At 65.1% G+C, this 18,020-nt stretch carries 18 protein-coding genes; 6 read left to right on the forward strand and 12 right to left on the reverse strand.

Annotation, left to right across the window (positions count from 1 at the left end):
* Positions 1–44 precede the first annotated feature (44 nt).
* Positions 45–647, forward strand: a complete 603-nt coding sequence (locus tag MUN23_RS08345) for a hypothetical protein (protein ID WP_248763386.1) — start codon at positions 45–47, stop codon at positions 645–647.
* A gap of 12 nt (positions 648–659) precedes the next feature.
* On the opposite strand, the gene MUN23_RS08350 is transcribed toward MUN23_RS08345, so the two are convergent.
* The 12 genes from MUN23_RS08350 to MUN23_RS08405 all read right to left on the reverse strand — a co-directional run bounded on the left by MUN23_RS08350 (position 660) and on the right by MUN23_RS08405 (position 12,096).
* Positions 660–1,142 (reverse strand): pyridoxamine 5'-phosphate oxidase family protein, encoded by a 483-nt coding sequence (locus MUN23_RS08350; protein ID WP_248763387.1) that lies wholly within the window; start codon positions 1,140–1,142, stop codon positions 660–662.
* Between the two features lie 293 nt (positions 1,143–1,435).
* Complete coding sequence (locus MUN23_RS08355; protein ID WP_248763388.1) at positions 1,436–1,840, reverse strand: universal stress protein; 405 nt, start codon at positions 1,838–1,840, stop codon at positions 1,436–1,438.
* Complete coding sequence (locus MUN23_RS08360) at positions 1,837–3,366, reverse strand: tripartite tricarboxylate transporter permease (RefSeq protein ID WP_248763389.1); 1,530 nt, start codon at positions 3,364–3,366, stop codon at positions 1,837–1,839. Before MUN23_RS08360 ends, MUN23_RS08355 begins: the two co-directional genes overlap by 4 nt.
* Before the next feature lie 8 nt (positions 3,367–3,374).
* Positions 3,375–3,905, reverse strand: coding sequence for a tripartite tricarboxylate transporter TctB family protein (locus MUN23_RS08365; RefSeq protein WP_248763390.1), 531 nt, complete (start codon positions 3,903–3,905; stop codon positions 3,375–3,377).
* A gap of 5 nt (positions 3,906–3,910) precedes the next feature.
* A complete protein-coding gene (locus tag MUN23_RS08370) occupies positions 3,911–4,912 on the reverse strand; it encodes a tripartite tricarboxylate transporter substrate binding protein (protein WP_248763391.1) in 1,002 nt (333 codons plus the stop codon).
* A 214-nt stretch (positions 4,913–5,126) separates the two neighbouring features.
* The gene (locus tag MUN23_RS08375; protein WP_248763392.1) at positions 5,127–5,987 is read right to left on the reverse strand and encodes a sugar phosphate isomerase/epimerase; all 861 of its coding nucleotides are present in this window, start codon (positions 5,985–5,987) and stop codon (positions 5,127–5,129) included.
* Positions 5,984–6,769 (reverse strand): sugar phosphate isomerase/epimerase, encoded by a 786-nt coding sequence (locus tag MUN23_RS08380; protein WP_248763393.1) that lies wholly within the window; start codon positions 6,767–6,769, stop codon positions 5,984–5,986. The genes MUN23_RS08375 and MUN23_RS08380 overlap by 4 nt, the downstream gene beginning before the upstream one ends.
* Entirely contained in the window at positions 6,766–7,809 is a 1,044-nt protein-coding gene (locus MUN23_RS08385) for a hydroxyacid dehydrogenase (RefSeq protein WP_248763394.1), read from the reverse strand. Before MUN23_RS08385 ends, MUN23_RS08380 begins: the two co-directional genes overlap by 4 nt.
* Positions 7,806–8,678 (reverse strand): carbohydrate ABC transporter permease, encoded by an 873-nt coding sequence (locus tag MUN23_RS08390; protein WP_248763395.1) that lies wholly within the window; start codon positions 8,676–8,678, stop codon positions 7,806–7,808. The genes MUN23_RS08385 and MUN23_RS08390 overlap by 4 nt, the downstream gene beginning before the upstream one ends.
* Positions 8,671–9,657 (reverse strand): carbohydrate ABC transporter permease, encoded by a 987-nt coding sequence (locus MUN23_RS08395; protein ID WP_248763396.1) that lies wholly within the window; start codon positions 9,655–9,657, stop codon positions 8,671–8,673. Before MUN23_RS08395 ends, MUN23_RS08390 begins: the two co-directional genes overlap by 8 nt.
* The gene (locus tag MUN23_RS08400; protein ID WP_248763397.1) at positions 9,654–10,928 is read right to left on the reverse strand and encodes an extracellular solute-binding protein; all 1,275 of its coding nucleotides are present in this window, start codon (positions 10,926–10,928) and stop codon (positions 9,654–9,656) included. Before MUN23_RS08400 ends, MUN23_RS08395 begins: the two co-directional genes overlap by 4 nt.
* Before the next feature lie 103 nt (positions 10,929–11,031).
* Positions 11,032–12,096 (reverse strand): substrate-binding domain-containing protein, encoded by a 1,065-nt coding sequence (locus tag MUN23_RS08405; RefSeq protein ID WP_248763398.1) that lies wholly within the window; start codon positions 12,094–12,096, stop codon positions 11,032–11,034.
* Positions 12,097–12,252: 156 nt separating this feature from the next.
* Between MUN23_RS08405 and MUN23_RS08410 the strand changes: the two genes are divergently transcribed.
* The 5 genes from MUN23_RS08410 to MUN23_RS08430 all read left to right on the forward strand — a co-directional run bounded on the left by MUN23_RS08410 (position 12,253) and on the right by MUN23_RS08430 (position 17,958).
* The gene (locus MUN23_RS08410; RefSeq protein WP_248763399.1) at positions 12,253–12,930 is read left to right on the forward strand and encodes a DUF624 domain-containing protein; all 678 of its coding nucleotides are present in this window, start codon (positions 12,253–12,255) and stop codon (positions 12,928–12,930) included.
* Positions 12,931–13,026: 96 nt separating this feature from the next.
* Positions 13,027–13,914: a LysR family transcriptional regulator gene (locus MUN23_RS08415; RefSeq protein ID WP_248763400.1), complete on the forward strand. Its 888-nt coding sequence runs from the start codon at positions 13,027–13,029 to the stop codon at positions 13,912–13,914.
* A 155-nt stretch (positions 13,915–14,069) separates the two neighbouring features.
* The gene (kdgD, locus tag MUN23_RS08420) at positions 14,070–14,984 is read left to right on the forward strand and encodes a 5-dehydro-4-deoxyglucarate dehydratase (protein ID WP_248763401.1); all 915 of its coding nucleotides are present in this window, start codon (positions 14,070–14,072) and stop codon (positions 14,982–14,984) included.
* A 41-nt stretch (positions 14,985–15,025) separates the two neighbouring features.
* The gene (locus MUN23_RS08425) at positions 15,026–16,633 is read left to right on the forward strand and encodes an aldehyde dehydrogenase (NADP(+)) (protein WP_248763402.1); all 1,608 of its coding nucleotides are present in this window, start codon (positions 15,026–15,028) and stop codon (positions 16,631–16,633) included.
* The gene (locus tag MUN23_RS08430; protein ID WP_248763403.1) at positions 16,630–17,958 is read left to right on the forward strand and encodes an enolase C-terminal domain-like protein; all 1,329 of its coding nucleotides are present in this window, start codon (positions 16,630–16,632) and stop codon (positions 17,956–17,958) included. Before MUN23_RS08425 ends, MUN23_RS08430 begins: the two co-directional genes overlap by 4 nt.
* Positions 17,959–18,020: the final 62 nt, after the last annotated feature.

The raw sequence follows: 18,020 nt of genomic DNA on the forward strand, positions 1-18,020 counted from the left end.
CGCTGCCACTGGAGTCCGGCGGCAGGGCGCCGTAGCATCCGAGGATGGAACCCACAGAAGCGGAAATCCGCGACCAGTTCGGCAGGCGCCTGGAGAATAAGGGGGCCTGGCGGCAGGCCACCACCCTTGCAGCGGCCGGGGAACTGACGGCGCGGTGGCTGGAGGGCCATAGCGAATACCAGGCCGCCACCTTCACGGCCCGCTACGACGCCGAAACAGAACCGATCGCCACCGAGCTTGCCGCCCTCAACAGGAGCGGGCTGTTCACCAAGGAATCCCAGCCCGGCCTGCGGGCCGACACCTCCGCCCAGCGCCAGTACGTGACCGGCTTCTGCAGCGCAGAGGCGGCCGTGGAACTCCTGGCCCTCTCCACCCGGACTGAGCTGGTGACGGTGGCGCACGCCCCGGGCGAGGCCAGCAGCGCCGCCATCCCGGTAACGCTCGACGGCGACGAGGTAGTTACCGTCCTCGGCTCCAGCGAGACTCCGGTGCAGGAAGAGCAGATCCAGGACTGGGCGGAGGAAACCAACGAAACGCTGGCGCTACTGCTCGCCGACTCCTGGTACGTGGAGATCCTGGATCCGGTCTGGGGCCGCAATGACGTGCTGCTGCCCGCCGTCCTCGCCGCGCTGACGGCCGGGGACTAGGGGCGCCGGCCCCTACAGCTCTACCGTGCCGCTTTCGCCCACACTCATGCGGCTGTGCGTGACCTTGGACTTCACCCACTGGAAGACCGTGGCCGCGGTCCCGCCGGGGCTGGTCCAGTATTCGGCTGAGTCGGAGTCGACACGAAGAAGGCACACCTCGGGGGTGTCCGGTCCGTCCGGGAACCAGGCTTCGACCGTCTGGTTCCACATTTCGTGGATCTTGGCGCGGTCGGTGACCACTTCGGCGGTACCGGCCACCGACACCCACTCGGTGCGTTTACCGAAGGACACGTTGACCCGCGGATCGGCCTGGACATGGGCCACCTGCGAGGTTCCCCGGCCCGTGAAGAACCATAGGTCGCCGTCATCCTGCACGTCCTGGACGGCGAGCGGCCTGCTGACTAGGGCGCCCTCTTCGTTGATGGTGGTCAACATACCGATGTGCGCGCCGTTGATGATGTCCGTAACTTTGCTGATGCCCTCAGTCTCCGTCATGCTCTCACCTCGTCCTGGTTCACGGGGAAGTTCCCTTTGCCAGCGTATTGGTAAGCATGCTTATTTTCTACCTCAGGCAGTAAGACTCCCGGCCAGGGTCCGGCGGAACTGGGGCATTCCACACGGACACGCCGCCGGACTGGGCCGGTTCCCGGGTTCCGATGCCCTAAGTGCCCCGCGACGGCTCGACACAAAAGGCAGGCGGCCCCTCGCGGGAACTGCCTGCCTTTCCGCGTGGCCACCGGGGCGCCGGGGACACCGGGGCACCCAAGCTGCATCCCGCCGTCGGGAACTTAGCTGTCCGAAGTACCGGCCTTGACCGCCAGGACCGGGCGGTCCGCCTGCATCAGGATCCGTTGCGCGTGGCTGCCCAGGATGAACTTGCCCACCTGGGTCCGGTGCCTGAGCCCGATGACGATCAGGGACGCATCGGCCTCCCGGGCGAATTCCAGGAACTCGTCGGCAAGATCGTTCAGGTATGGCGGCTGGATGACCGTGGCCTTCACGCCGGCTTCGGTGGCGCGGCTGGCTGCCTGGGCGAGGACGTCGTCGGGTGCCACCGACTTGTCCACCAGCGCACCTTCCCGCGCGGAGTTGACGATCACCAGGTCCTCGTTGCGGAGCTTGGCTTCGGCGATGCCGGCCGTCAGCGCGGCCTGTCCTGCGGGTGTTGGGACGAATCCGACGACGATGCTCATACCTTCTCCTTGATCTCAGGCATAACGGCCGGGGTGGCCAGGGACTTGCGCTTGGCGATGGCGCCGCGGATGGCCGGGAGAACCGCTACCAGGACAAAGACCAGCAGCAGCGTGGCCGAAATCGGGCGGCCAAAGAAGCCCATGGGATCGCCGCCAAAGACCAGCAGCGAACGGCGCATGGAGCTTTCCAGCAGTTCGCCGAGCACAAATGCCAGTACCAGGGGACCCGGTTCGAAGCCGAACTTTTTCATGAGGTAGCCGACGATGCCGAAGACAACCACCAGGGTGACATCGAACATGCTGTTGTTGATGGTGTACGCACCCAGCAGGGTGATCAGGGCCGTGACGGGTGCCAGGATGGCGGCGCGGACGCGGAGGATCTTCACGAAGATTCCCACCAGCGGCAGGCTCATGATCAGCAGCAGGATGTTGCCGATGTACATGGAGTTCACCACGCCCCAGAACAGCTCCGGGTTCTCTTCCACCAGCTGCGGGCCGGGGGTTACGCCCTGGATCAGCAGCGCGCCGAACATCAGCGCCATGGTGGCGTTGGCGGGGATCCCGAGGGTCAGCAGCGGGATGAAGGACGAGGTGGCGGCAGCGTTGTTGGCTGTTTCCGGCCCGGCCACACCTTCGGGTGCGCCCTTGCCGAATCGCTCGGGCTGCTTGGCGCGCTTTTTCTCCATGGCGTAGGAGGCCATGGACGCAATCGTGGCGCCGCCGCCGGGCAAGATCCCCAGGAAGAAACCCAGGACGGATCCCCGGCCGATGGCGCCTGAGGCCTGTTTGAGGTCCTGGCGGGACGGCCAGACGTTGGTGACTTTCGACGGCGCTTTGGCGGCCCGATGCCGTTCCTCCAGGTTGTAGAGGATCTCGCCGAGGCCAAAGATGCCCATGGCGATCGGCACAAAGTCGATGCCGTCGGCCAGTTGCAGGCTGCCGAACGTGAAGCGGCTTTCGCCGGTGAAGATGTCCCGGCCAACGGTGGCGAGCAGGAGTCCAAGGGCCGCCGCGATGAGCGCTTTGGCTTTCGAGCCGCTGCTGATGGTGGCCACCAGGAGGATGCCGAGCATCGCCAGGGCGGTGTATTCGGGCGGACCGAAGTCCAGCGCGAAGCTCGCCACGAGGGGCGCGAGGAAGGTCAGGCCGATGATGGCGACGGTTCCGCCGATGAAGGAGCCGATGGACGCCAGGCCCAGCGCCGTGCCGGCCTTGCCCTGTTTTGCCATCTGGTAGCCGTCGAAGACGGTGACCACGGAGGACGCTTCGCCGGGCAGCCGCAGGAGGACCGAGGTGATGGTGCCGCCGTACTGGGCACCGTAGAAGATGCCGGCCAGCATGATGATCGCGGTGACGGGCTCCACGTTGTACGTGAGCGGAAGCAGGATGGCGATGGTTGCCGCGGGCCCCAGGCCGGGCAGCACACCGATCAGCATGCCGATCACCACGCCGAGCAGGCAGTACAGGAGGTTGGTGGGCTCCAGGACAACGGCAAATCCGTTGATGACGGGATTCAGAAAATCCACGGGGTCTCCTAGAAGAGGTGGGGAATGGAGGTTTGGAGCGCGAGGACGAAGATGGCGTAGAAGGAAATCACGACGGCGGCACTGACCACCAGCGTGGAGCGCCACGTTTCGCCGCCCAGGAGGCGCATCCAGATGAGGCACAGCGCCAGGGCCGGCAGCTCAAACCCGATGAGCGGCATGAGGGCCACCATGGCGGCCAGGGTCACCAGGCCGGTCAGCGGCGCGCCGGACATGCGGGTGAACTTCTCCGCGTCCCGGTTGTTCCGGCCGGCGATCAGCTGGAACAGCCCGAGACCCCCCATGACGCAGCTGATGATGAACGGCCACAGGCCGGGCTGCGGTTTGTCAGGAGTTCCCAGTCCCATCGCCAAGGAAAGGATCACGGCTCCCAGGCCCACCCCCATGACCACCAGCGACGAGGCCGCGTTGGCCAGGGCTCCGGCGGCCGGAGGCTCTTCGTCCTCCCACTGGGCGGCGAGCTGCTCGGGGGTCAGGTCATCGAGAACCTCGTCGGTGGTTCCTGCGGGTGAGTCCTTCACAGGAATCACTTTGTTCCGCTGAGGCTGATGTCGTACTTCGCCACCAGTTCCTTGTACTTCGCCGCGTAGCTCTTCCACTCGGTGAGTACCTCTTCACCCGAGATTTCCTTCGGCGTCAGGGAGTTCTTCTTGTTGAACTCCTTGTAGGCCTCCGATTTGAAGGTCTCCTGGAAGGCCGCGAGCAGCTTGTCCTTGACTGCCTGCGAGGTGCCCTTGGGCGCCGCGACTGCCCGGTACTGCGCCACGGGCACGTCATAGCCTGACTCCTTCGCCGTCGGCGTGTCCGGCAGGAAGCTGTTCCGGTCTTCGGAGAAGACCAGGAGCGGCGTGACCTTTCCGGCTTTGATCTGCGGCATCGCTTCGCCGAGCTGGATGGTAGCCAGTTCCACCTGGTTCCCGAGGACTGCCGTCAGGGCGGGCTTGCCGCTGTCAAAGGGAATGTCGGTGCCCTTGACCTCTGCCTGCTTGAAGAGCACGGTCTGGGCGAGCTGGCTGCCGGTCCCGACGCCCGTCGTACCGAACGTGACGTTGCGGCCGGCATCGGAAATGTCCTTGAAGGTCTTGAAGCCTGACTGCGTGCTGGCCACCAGGACGTAGTCGTCCTGCGACAACCCGGCAATGATGTCCAGGTCATCGATGTTCACGGCTTCGTCCTGGGTGACGGCGAGCGGCGTAATGGTGATCAGGGATGCGGTGAGCAGGACCAGTTCCTGGCCGTCGGCCGGCTTCCCGGCAACTTCCTTGGTGGCCAGCGCGCCATTGGCACCCGGCTTGTTCACCACGGGCACCGGCTGCCCTAGGGTCTTGGAGGCACCTTCAGCGAGGGCCCTGGCGATCAGGTCCGTGCTGCCGCCGGCCGCCTGCCCCACCGTGAGGTTGACCGGCCCGTTGGGGTATTTCGCTGAATCGGTGGCGCCGCCTGCGACGTTGCCGCAGGCGGTCAGTGCCAACAGCGTGACGGCGGAGGCCGCACCCAGAATCGTGCGCCGTGTGGGGAAGTGCATCATTGGAACTCCTCATAGAGATTCGGGACGTGGCCCGGTCTTCGCTGTGAACCGAATCACTTCTGGCTCGCTCAACGACTATAAGGAGGCGTTATGATGCCTGTCTAAGCCCAAATATGCATCAGGTGATACCCGCAAGGCATCACAGCCCGGGGCGTCCGGAACGCGGCTGCCGCAGTGGGCAGCCGCGCCGGCTCCGCCGGTGGATGGTGGGACCTTAGAAAAGGTCGGCGTGGCCCAGTGCAACCAGGTTGTCGTAGGAGGTCTGCAGCGCTTCCCAGACGGTGCGGCCGTAGAGCTCGTCCTGCTCCACCAGCAGGTACTGGGCGCCGGCGGCCTGCGCGGCCGGGATGATGGAGGCGAAGTCCAGGTTGCCTTCGCCCACTTCGGCGAACTGGACCAGGTCCCTGAACTGGGCCTTGAAGCCAGCCATATCCCCCGCTTCGAGCCTGCCGAACGCGGCGTCCGGGAGGTGTCCGATCCGGTAGTCCTTCAGGTGCACCATGGCCGTGCGGCCGGCGTACTTTTCCAGGGTCCGGACCGGGTCCAGGCCGCCGCGCTGGACCCAGTGCACGTCGATTTCCATGCCCATGGCCGGGGAGTTCTCGGCGATGATGTCCAGCATGTACTTGCCGTCGAACTTCGCGAACTCGATGTGGTGGTTGTGGTAATACAGGCCCAGGCCCTGCTCCTGCAGCCGCTCGGCATATTCATTCGCCTGCTTGGCGAAGTCAATGACGGCGTCGATCGACTTCATGGCCGAGTACGGCAGCATGCCGATCCGCAGCAGCTTCGCATCCAGGCGCTTGGCGTCGTCCACCACCTTGTCGAAGTTGTCCTTGAGCGAATCGCCCGGCATGCCCTTGGGGATTTCCATCGCGACGGACAGGGCCGCAATGTCCATGCCCAGCTCGCCGCGGGAACGGTCCAGCTCGGCGACGTTTTCCGGCGTCATCGGGATCTGGGAGATCTCGACGGCGCGGTAGCCGATGCCGCCGACCTTACGCAGCGTTTCAAACGCCCCGATCTCCGCGAAGCTGTCCTTCAGCATCATTGCCTGTACGCCGATGGTGGTCATTCCGGTCCTCCCTTGAGTGCCGTTGCCTGCTCCGCACCGAGGGTGATGCGGGTTAAGAATTCACTGTCCCGGATGACGTTCTCCGGAAGGTCCGCTTCCACGAACTCCAGCATGAGGTCCGTGGACGCTCCCCTGTCCCGGAGGATCTCCGCCACTGAATGCCACAGCTGTTTTCGGTCCGTGAGTGGCAGCCGTTCACGCCCGGGCCACCAGGAAAAGCAATGAATGCCTAGGACGTGATCCAGCACTTGGCGCAGCGACTCGACGGCCTGTTCGTCGGTGAGTCCGACGGCGGGCTGCCAGTATGTTCCGACGTTGGGCCGGCCCACCCGCGCCAATAGCTCCAGGGTGGTTTCCGCCGAGTCAGTCAGCGTTCCGCCGTGGTATTCGAAGGCGATTTCCAGTCCATACCCCGCGGCAAGCCCGGAGATCCGCTGCGCGTCCTCCACCACCGCATCCCAGACCTGCGAGCTGGCGTCCAGTGACGCCGATTCCCCCGCCCAGACCCTGATCCGCGGAGCTCCCAGGGCTGACGCCAAAGCCGTGACAGCGCCGAAGTCACCCCGGCTCCCCACACGATAGTAGGAACCGAGCGACAGGACTTTGAGGCCGGCTGCCGCGGTGGCCTGCTTGGCCCGGAGCGCGGCAGCCGCATCGAAAACGTGCGCTTGGCTGCTCCACTCGATGCCGGCCAGGCGGGCTGTGGAAACGACGTCCACAACGTCCTCGATGCTGCTGTTCCGCAACGTCACCGAGCAAATGCCTGGTGTCAGGACATTCATGCCATGCCGTCCAGCGTCTCCCGGCTGATTGAATGCTCCGGCGCCCTGCCCTGCGCCAGGCGTTCCACCTCGGTCACGGCAAGGTCCCCCATGCGGGCGAGCTCGTTGCCCAGGGAGCCGGCGATGTGGGGGGTCAGGATCACATTGGGCATCCCGTACAGCTCATCCCCGTCCGGCAGCGGTTCAGGTGCTGTGACATCAAGGACGGCGCTGAGCCGGCCGCTGCGCAGCTCGGTACGCAGCGCGTCGTGATCCACCAGGACGCCACGAGCCGTGTTAATGAATGTGCTTCCGTCGTGCATTTGCGCCAGTTCTGCCGCACCGATCATCCCGAGTGTGGAGGGCAGCACGGGAGCGTGCAGTGAGACCACCTTGCTGCTGTGCATCAGCTGCTTCAGGGTCACCAGTTCGACACCCAGGCGTGCGGCCTCGGATGGTGAAACAGTCGGATCCGACAGCAGGACACGAAGCCCATGCGACTTCAGCCGTTCTATCACCAGACGCCCGATCCTGGAGGCACCAATGATGCCCACGGTGTTTCCGTTGTTGCCCACGTCCTGCCGCAGGACCTCCTTCCGATAGCCGGACTGCCTGGCGCGTTGCCCGGCTTGGAAGGCGAAGGCGTCCTTTCCGGCCAGGAGTATGAAGGCCAGCGCATATTCCGCCACCGGGACCGCGTTGGCGTGCGCCGCCGTGGTGACTGTCAGTCCACGGTCCCAGGCCACTGGTGCCACATGGTTCTTGACCGTTCCGGCAGCATGCGCCACGAGGCGCAGGCCGGGAGACAGGTCCAGGACGGACGCATCGATGCTGGGGCTGCCCCACCCCGTAATCAGCGCCGTGGTCCCAGCCAACACCTCCCGCGCCCGTGGAGTCGTGAAGTCGGTCAGCACATCCGTGCTGACAACGTCGGCAACCGCCCGGAGGCGGACGAATCCTTCAGCATTGATGAGGCCGTCCCTGAGCTCATTGGAGCCCATGGCGAAGGCCACCCGGGGCCGCAACTGGTTCACGCCGTCGTCGTCCGTCCAGCGGTTCATCCTTTCAGCCCCGCGCTTGCCATGCCTTCAACAAACCGCTTCTGCGCAAAGATGAACAGGATGATCATCGGCAAAGTGGCAAGTGCGGTCCCGGCCATGAGGTACGGCCACAGGACGTCGGATTGGTCCTGGGAGAAGATCGCGAGGCCAAGCTGGAGCGGCCTGATTTCGTCAGTGTTGGTGATCATGAGGGGCCAGAGGAATGCATTCCAGGCTCCTTCGACCTGGAAGACGAAAATGGTGACCAACGCGGGCTTGATCAAAGGTGTCATCACCTTCAGGAAGATCCCGAACTCCCCCACACCGTCCATGCGGGCCGCGTCGGCCAGCTCTGACGGGAGCGAGACGTAGAACTGCCGGGCCAGGAACGTGTACATCGGGCCGGCCGCAAGCGGGATGATGAGACCCCACCAGGAATCCAGCCAGCCCGTGCCGCCTTGGCCAAGAATGTCATTGCCGCCGAACAGCGGCATGCTCTTCACGATCAGGAACAACGGGACCAGGATGATCTGGAACGGAACCATCAGCAGCACGATGAAGTAGTTAAGCAGCGATTTGGCCCCGCGAAGGGGGAGCTTGGCCAGAGCGTAACCGGCCATCGTGCAGACGGCCAGGGTCACCGCTGTCTCACCGATGGCGATGATAAAGCTGTTGCGGAAGTAGTTCAGGAACGGGGCGATTTTCATCGCTTCCGCGAAGTTCTCCCAGTGGTACTCGGTGGGCAGCCACGTGAAGACACCCACTTCGTTGGGAGCCTTGAGCGCGGTCAGCACCATCCAGATGAACGGCGCGAGCATCAGCAGCGAGCCCACCGTTAAGGCCACATACAGGGCAATCCTGCCGGGTTTGATTCCTGCGGTTCTATTCACTCTTATCAGATCCTTGAAGCTTCCGGCCCACAATGATGAACACGCTGATCAGGAGGATCATGATCACCGTTTCGGCTGAGGCATACCCGAGCCGCATCCCTTGGAACGCGTTGTTGTAGATGTCCAGCACCAGCACGTTGGTGGAGATCCCGGGACCTCCCCTGGTCATGACGTAGACAAGGTCATAGACCTGGAACGTGCCCACAATCGAAGTGATCAGGACGAAGAACTGGGCAGGAGCCAGGGCCGGCCACTTCACATGCTTGAAGGTCTGCCACCTGTTGGCGCCGTCCAATTCCGCGGCTTCCACGAGTTCCCGGGAAACACCTTGCAGGGCGGCTAAGTAGATGATCATTTTGGCGCCGAGCCCCTGCCAGATCCCCACCAACATCAGGGAGGGCAGTGCCGTGTCGGGGCTGTTGAGGAACGGCTGCGGGCCGAAGCCGAAGAAGCTCAGCGCGCCGTTGGCCAGGCCTGCGCCGGGGTTGTAGATCCACAGCCATACGGTGGCCACCGCCACCGTGGCGGTCACCGTAGGGATGTAGAAGGCGGTCCGGAAGAAGGCCATGCCGCGAAGCTTCTGGTTGAGCCCCAGTGCGATGACCAGTGCCAGGCCCATGGAGATGGGCACCACCACGACGGCGTACAGAACGGTGTTCACAAAGGCGGTCTTGAAGTTCTGATCGCCCATCAGCTCGACGAAGTTGTCAAAACCAACCCACGCCCACTCGCCGCTGAAGCTGTAGTCGGTCATGCTCAGAAACACTGCGGCGAGGGTGGGCACGGAGATAAAGAGCGTGGAGTGCAGCAGCGCCGGAGTCAGCAGGAACCAGCCGGCCCACACCTGCTTTCGTGTGACGGAGCGCCGCTTCGGGCGGCCGCCGCGCCGGTTGGCGGCGGCCGGTTTCTGCGGGCCTGACGGCGCCGCGGTTGGGGACTCCGACGCCAGCGTCGGCGTCATGGTTGCTCGGTTGCTCATTTTGAAAGCGCCGCCAGGGACGACAGGACTTCCTCTGCCGGACGCTTGCCGAGCAGGGCTTCGTCCAGGCCGGAGTTGAAGGACTTACGCACTTCCAGCCAGTTCGAGGCTCCGCCTTCGTAGGCCGCGTGCGAGAGGTTCGCCGCGACGAACTTGCTCAGCGGGTTGGACTGGGCCTGCCCTGCTTTCGCGGTGTCCTTGGTAGCCGGGATCTTCGAATTGAGCTTGGCCTGGGCGTTGTTGGCCTCCGGTTTGATGAGGGATTCGATGAACGTCCAGGCAGCCTTGGCATTCTTGGTCTTGGCACCGATCGAGGCAATGTCGCCGCCCACGAACTCGGCCTTGGTGCCGCTGTCCAGCAGGAAGAAGCTGAGGTCGTCACAGTTGGCCTGGCCGATGCCCTGGTCGCTGCAGTCCACAGCACCGCCCACCATGCCGATGGGGGCCTCATTCGTGTAGACGAGGGGCTTCTTGGCGGAGTTCATCTGGCCGAAGGCCTGGACGTTGTTGATCATGCTTTTCATCCATTCGAGCGTCTCCACACCCTCCGGATTGTTGAAGTTCGGCTTGCCGTCCACGAACAGGGGCGTGCCTGTCGAAGCCAGGAAGGTGGTGAACGTCTGCCGGTATGCCCCGGACGCTGCCCAGAAGTCGAAGCCGGGACGGGTGATGGCCCCGGAGGCATCGCGCTGGGTCAGTTTCTCGGCTGCTACTTTGAGCTCTGCCATGCTGGCCGGCGGCTTTTCGGGGTCCAGGCCGGCTTCGATGAAGGCGCTCTTGCGGAAGGCCACGGCACGGGCATCGGCGATCAACGGGTAGCCGTAAACCTTCTCATCGTGGGTGACGGCCGGGACCATCGCCTCCGCCGTCTTGGTGCTGATGTCCTCCTTGGTCAATCCCACGTCCGCGAGATCCTTGAAAACCTTTTTGGCGGCGAACGGCTGGATCCAACCGATCCCCGTGACCAGGACGTCATAGCCGGATCCGGAGGCGATCGAAGTGGAGATCTTCTCGTTCATGGTGTCGTAGGTGACGAAGTCCGGTTCGATGGTCATCTTCGGGTAGGTCTTGTTGAAGTCGTCAACGACCTTCTGGAATTCCGCCTTGCCTTCGTTGGAAAGGGGGTACGTGGGGATCATGACCCGCAGCGAGCCGGTCGCGGTCGCGGGGTCGTCCGTGGATGAGCTCGGTGCACTTCCGGAGCCGCACGCCGCCAGCGCAAGCCCGAGGCCGACGGACATCGCCATGACCTTCAAAGCGTTCTTCTTCATGAGTTGTCTCCCTTGACTGTGATGCGCCGCACAGGGGCCAGCGCCTCCTAAGAAGGTAGATCGAAACAACCCTTCATTCAATCGTTTCGTGCATGATCGAACATTATCGGTCAGCGCGCGGTTCCCTCGCTCCGCAGGATTCGCGGATGTGCAACGTGGGGAGCAGGGAGAGGTGGGACACCGGGCCCGCAGCCGTGGAGCCGTAGCCGATGCTGCGCATGAGCTGTTCCAGGGCAAGGGAACCCACGGCCTGCTTGGGGGGTGACACGGCCGTCAGCGGGACGGGCGCCATGCTCGCGGTGACATCGTCGTAGGCCACCACGGCAATATCCTCAGGTATCCGGAGTCCCCGCTGGAAGGCGAGTTCAACCAGGAGGGCAGCGGCCATGTCGTTGTGAACAAAGAACGCCCGTGTCCTGTCTGCCAGGCAGCGGTCAAGGAGCCGTTCCAACTCAGCCGGCACGCCATCTCCGCCCACCCGTCCCAGCTGGACAACGTCCGGCTGATTCGTCAGCCCGAGAATCTCCCAGGCATCCCGGCAACCCAGTTCGAGCCAGTACGACGTAGGTGTTTCGGACATGGCCACCGCTATGGACCGGTGGCCCAGCCCATGGAGGTGCCGCAGGGCCAGGACAGCACCGGCCCTGTGATCCGTCCGGACGTGATCCATTTCCCGCTTAAGGCCGGGACTGCCAAAGGCCCGCTCCATCAGCACCGTGGGAACACTGATGTCCTCCAGCCAGGTCGCGGCACCGGGATCGGAGTCACCGGCCGCAGTGGCCAAAAGGATACCCTCCACACCCAGGGCGATCATGCGGCGCACCCGGTCCTGTTCCACGGCACCGTAGTCGGAGACGCCGAGGACCAAACGGACACCGAAACGCTCCGCCGCTGATTCAGCCCCGCGGATGACCTCGCTGAAGTAATACAGGCTGCTCGGCACCACGATGCCCACCAGTTTCTGGCCGGGACTGCCTGGCTGCTCCTGTCCGCGACGGACAGCACCGCCATGGATCCGGCTCAGCATCCCGGCAGAGTGCAGGCCGTTCAGGTCCCGCCGGATAGTGACCTCCGCGACGTTGAGTTCCCGGGCCATATCCACGGCACGGACACGGCCATAGAGGCGGATGTGCTCGAGAATGAGCTTCTGGCGTTCCTCTGCAAGCATGGCGTGGTTCCTTCATCCGAGATCAGTTTCGTGCCCGACCGTTGCAATATCGATCATAATCCGATCAAATGAACATACGCGCAAGGCGCGTCCGGACGTCGGAACGCTGTCGGCCGGACGTGCACCAGCCACAATGACGAAGGATGAGGGACGCCAGTGGAGTCGACCAAGGGGCCATCGCGCTCTGCCCGGCTGCTCGGCGTTTTCGAGGTGACCGGGGACATCCTGACGCTTCAGCTGTTGTTCCTGCTGGCATCCCTGCCTGTGATCACGATGTTTCCGGCGGCCCTGGCGCTCCAGTACTCCCTTGGCGACATCTTCGTGGAAGGAAGGCCGCGGCCTGCGAGGCTCTTCTGGGCGAACTTCACCTGGGCTTTAAGGCGCACGTGGAAAGTGGCTGTCCTGCTGCCGTTGATCATGGTTCTGGCGGCCGCGTCACTTCTGTTCTGGCTGACGGCAGGCGGCCTGGCGGGCGTGGTGGCCCTGTGCATCCTGGTTCCGATGTATGGGGTGCTGGTTGCCGGCTATGTTGCCGTCCTCGCGTCCACCCTTCAGGCCTCCGCCGCGGATACAGGCACCCTGGGAAGCGGCAGCATCGCGGGATTCCGCGAGCGGCTTTCTGCGGCCTGGTCGCTCGCGCAGCGCCGGGCCATCCCCCTGGCGCTTTCCGTCGTCGTGATGGTTACGTGGCTGCTGGTGCTGGCCAAGCTGCCCACCCTGGTGCTCGTGGGGACCGGACTCGTCCCGGCCGGGTTGGCCTGGTGGGTGGCCGCACCGTGGATCCAGGACCGGCGAGCCACACTGGCCGCCGGCCAAGACCGGAAAACCGGCTAAGGGATCCACCCCTCATCCGGTGAATTTCCGGGTACCGCCGTCGGCTACGATGCATCTCTAAGCCCCTGCATGCATTTGTGATACCCGAAAGGCATCATGTTCACTTTCGACCAACTGGCCGGATTCATCGCGGTCGCGGAGGAACTCCACTTCGGACGGGCCGCGGAAAAGCTGAATATGACCCAGCCGCCGCTCAGCCGCCAGATCCAGAAGCTGGAGAAAAGCATCGGCACGGAGCTGCTGGAGCGCGACAACCGCAAAGTGGAGCTCACACCCGCCGGCCGGGCCTTCCTGGACGAGGCCAAAAGGCTTATGGCCCTGGCCAACCGGGCCCCGGTGACGGCCCGCCGGATCGCCACCGGCCGCTCCGGCGTCCTCCGGGTGGGCTTCACCGCGGCCAGCGGGTTCAGCATCCTTGGTCCCCTCCTGGAGGAGATCGCGTCAATCCTTCCCGACGTCGACATCGACCTGCAGGAGCTCGTCACCGGGGAACAGATCCAGGGCCTGCTGACGGGTGAACTCGACCTGGGCCTGGCCCGGCCGCCCTTTGACCGGGACGTCTTTGATTCGCATCTCCTGTACCGGGAACCTCTGGTGCTGGCCGTGCCAACGGGCCACCGGTTGGCGGACCTTTCCCGGCCGGTGGAGGATGCCGATTTCCGGGACGAACCCCTCATCATGCATTCGCCGGCGAAAGCCGCCTATTTCTACGACCTGGTCATCCGCCTGCACTCCATCCACCACGGGAATGTCCTGCATACCGTGAGCCAGATCCTCACCATGGTCTCCCTTGTCGCAGCCAAGCGCGGTGTTGCCTTTGTCCCGCACTCAGCTACGCTCCTGGCGATCAAGGGAGTCGAATTCCTGCCACTGGCCGGCGCCAGCAGCGAGGACCCGGTTGAACTGCACGCCATCTGGAACCGTAAGGTGGCCAACCCGGCCCTGCGGCGGCTGCTGCAGGACCTGGAATTCAGGACGGAGTAGCGGCCGGTTGACTCCTTGGGAGTGATGCAGTCCGGGTATCAATCAATACGAAAAAGGGCTTAGACAGGCATCATGTGACCTCCCTACTCTGGACAGGAATCAGCATCCAGCGGCCCGCGGCATTCGCCCCGAGGCCTCCAGACAGAGGACACATCGTGGCGAAATACACCCCCCAGGAACTGGCAGACACCCTCAAGGAAGGCCTGCTCTCGTTCCCGGTGACGTCCTTCGGTGCCCAGTTGCAGTTCGACGAGGAAAACTACCGCAAGCACCTCGCCTGGCAGGCCAGCTTCCCGGTTGCCGGCCTCTTCGCGGCGGGCGGCACCGGTGAAGGGTTCTCCCTCACTCCGGCGGAATCCGAGCGTGTGGTCCGCACCGCCGTCGAGGAAGTCGGCAACCTGGTTCCCGTCCTGGCTTCTGCCGGTGGGTCCACCGCCCAGGCCATCGAGAACGCCAAAGCCGCCGAAGCTGCCGGCGCCGACGGGCTCCTGCTCCTCCCCCCGTACCTCACCGAGGCCGACCAGGGTGGCCTGACCGACCACGTCAGCGCCATCTGCGCCTCAACCTCGCTGGGCGTCATCATCTACAACCGCGCCAACGCCATCTACAAGGACACCACTGTGGCCACCCTCGCGGACCGCCACGAAAACCTGATCGGTTTCAAGGACGGCGTGGGCGACCTCGAACACGACGCCCGCGTCTACGCCAAGCTCGGCGACCGCCTCTTCTACCTCGGAGGCCTTCCCACGGCGGAAACCTTCGCCCTCCCGCTGCTGCAGCTGGGCATGAGCACCTACTCCAGCGCCATGTACAACTTCGTCCCGCAGTTCGCCCTGGACTTCTACCAGGACGTCCGCAACAACGACCGCGTCGCCGTGAACAAGAAGCTCAACGAGTTCGTGATCCCGTACCTGGACATCCGCGACCGCGTGAAAGGCTACTCCGTCTCCATCGTCAAGGGCGGCCTGGACGCCATCGGCCGCTCCGCCGGCGGCGTCCGCCCGCCGCTGCAGAACCTGGCGCCCCAGGACCTCGCAGACCTCAAGGCCCTCATCGCCACCGTTTCCTGAACCTCGGCCTTCTTACCAACGTCTCCCTAGGAGTAAATACAGTGACACTCACCGGACATTCCCTGATCGCCGGCCAGCCCGTCGTCGGCAGCGGCAGGACCGCCTTCGGCTTCAACCCCGCCACCAACGAGGCGCTCGAACCCGCGTACACGCTGATCACCGAAGACCAGCTGACGACGGCGACCTCCGCCGCCGCCGCCGCCTACCCCTCCTTCAGTGCCCTGGACCCCGAGACGCACGCCGGCTTCCTTGAAGCCATCGCCGGGAACATCGAGGCCATCGGCGATGAACTGATCATCCGCGCGGGCCAGGAAACCGGGCTGCCCACCGCCCGGCTGACCGGTGAACGGGCCCGCACCACCGGGCAGCTCCGCCTGTTCGCGAACGTGGTCCGCCAGGGTGACTTCCGCGGCGTCCGCATCGATCCGGCCCTGCCGGAGCGCACTCCCCTGCCCCGCGCGGACATCCGCCAGCGCCAGATCCCGCTGGGTCCCGTGGCGGTGTTCGGTGCCAGCAACTTCCCGCTCGCGTTCTCGACGGCGGGCGGAGACACCGCCTCCGCCCTCGCCGCCGGCTGCCCGGTGGTCTTCAAGGCCCACAACGCCCACCCCGGGACCAGCGAACTCGTGGGACAGGCCATCGCCAAGGCCGTTGCGGACGCAGGGTTGCACCCCGGCGTCTTCTCCCTGATCTACGGACCCGGCGCCAGCATCGGCCAGGCCCTGGTAGCCGATCCCGCCATTAAGGCAGTGGGCTTCACCGGCTCCCAGAGTGCCGGGATCGCCCTGATACGGACCGCCGCCGCCCGGCCGGAACCCATCCCGGTGTACGCGGAAATGTCCTCGCTGAACCCGGTGTTTGTGTTCGACGGCGCCCTCAAGGGTGACGTTGACGCGCTGGCACAGCAGTACGTCACCGCCGTCACCGGCAGCTCAGGCCAACTCTGCACCTCCCCCGGCCTGCTGTTCGCCCCCGAAGGCGAGCTGGGCGACAAACTCGCAGCCGCCGTCGGCCGCGCCGTCTCCGCCTGCGCCGGCCAGACGATGCTCACCGAGGGAATCGCCGGATCCTGGAACGCCGGAGCCGAAGCCCTCGGTTCCGCGGACGGCGTCACCGTCGTCGGACAGGGCACTGAGGGTCCCACCAAAAACGCGCCCGCCCCGACGATCTTCGGGACCGGCGTCAAGGAATTCGTTGCCAACCACGTGCTGCACGCCGAAATCTTCGGCGCCGCGTCCCTGGTGATCCGCTACGGCTCGGTGCACGAACTGATTGCCGCCACCAACCGGCTGGAAGGCCAGCTCACCGCCTCCCTGCAGCTCACCGAAGAGGACTACCCGACGGCGGCGCAATTGCTCCCCGCCCTCGAGCAGAAGGTGGGCCGCATCATCGTCAACGGCTGGCCCACCGGCGTCGAAGTGGGCCACGCCATGGTCCACGGCGGACCGTTCCCCGCCACCTCGGACGCCCGCACCACCTCGGTGGGCACGCTGGCCATCAACCGTTTCCTCCGGCCGGTCGCCTACCAGAACCTGCCCCAGGAACTGCTGCCGGCCGCGCTCCGGGACACCAACCCCTGGCAGCTGAACCGCCGCATCGACGGCACCGTTGAAGCCGCAGCCGATGCAAAAGATAAGGTCAACGCATGAGCAACCAGCCCACGATCGCCCGCGTCGAAGTGGTCCCCGTTGCTGGCCACGACAGCATGCTGATGAACCTCAGCGGCGCCCACGGGCCCTTCTTTACCCGCAACGTGGTCATCGTGACAGACTCCGATGGCCGCACCGGCCTGGGCGAGGTTCCCGGCGGCGAGAAGATCAAAACCACCATCGAGGAGGCCGGGACGCTGATCACCGGCCAGCCCGTGGCCCGCTTCCGCTCCCTGCTCCGGGAGATCGCGGCGGAGTTCGCAGACCGCGACGCCGGCGGCCGCGGCCTGCAGACCTTCGACCTCCGCACCACGGTCCACGCCGTCACCGCCGTCGAATCGGCCTTGCTCGACCTGCATGGCCAGTTCCTCGGCGTTCCGGTCGCCGAACTGCTCGGTGACGGGCAGCAGCGCACCTCGGTGCCGATGCTCGGATACCTTTTCTTTGTTGGTGACCAGGCCCGCACAGACCTCCCCTACCTGGTGGAGGAGACGCCGTCGGACCGCTGGGAGAAGCTGCGCCGGCAGGAGGCGATGACTCCGGAGGCAGTTGTGGCCCTGGCCGAGGCCGCCCACGAGCGGTACGGCTTCACTGATTTCAAGCTCAAGGGCGGCGTGCTGTCCGGGGATGACGAAGTTGATGTGGTGACCGCCCTTCACGCGCGCTTCCCGGACGCGCGGGTGACCCTGGACCCGAACGGCGGCTGGCTCCTGGAGGAAGCCATCCGCCTCGGCAAGCGGATGCAGGGTGTGGTGGCGTATGCCGAGGATCCGTGCGGTGCGGAAGGCCGGTTCTCCGGGCGCGAAGTCATGGCGGAGTTCCGCCGCGCCACCGGCCTCAAGACGGCCACCAACATGATCGCCACGGACTGGCGGGAGCTGTCGCACGCCATCCGCAGCAACGCCGTGGACATTCCGCTGGCGGACCCGCATTTCTGGACCATGTCCGGCTCAGTCCGCGTGGCGCAGCTGTGCAACGAGTTCGGACTGACCTGGGGATCGCACTCGAACAACCACTTCGACATCTCACTGGCCATGTTCACGCACACCGGCGCGGCCGCCCCGGGCGAAATCACCGCGCTGGACACGCACTGGATCTGGCAGGACGGGCAGGGGCTCACCAAGAACCCGCTGCAGATCCGCGACGGCGCCATCTCGGTGCCCGATGCGCCCGGCCTGGGCATCGAACTGGACCGCGACGCCCTGGACAAGGCGCACGAGCTGTACCTGCAGCACGGCCTCGACGCGCGGGACGACAGCATCGGCATGCAGTATTACGTCGATGGCTGGTCCTTCGACCCGAAGCGGCCCTGCCTGGTCCGCTAGAACCATAGCTTCCGCACGGTCGGTCCCCTTAGAGAGGGGCTGGCCGTGCGGAAATTCCAACA

This window comes from Pseudarthrobacter sp. SSS035 (assembly GCF_023273875.1).
In the GTDB taxonomy this organism is placed as follows: Bacteria; Actinomycetota; Actinomycetes; order Actinomycetales; family Micrococcaceae; genus Arthrobacter.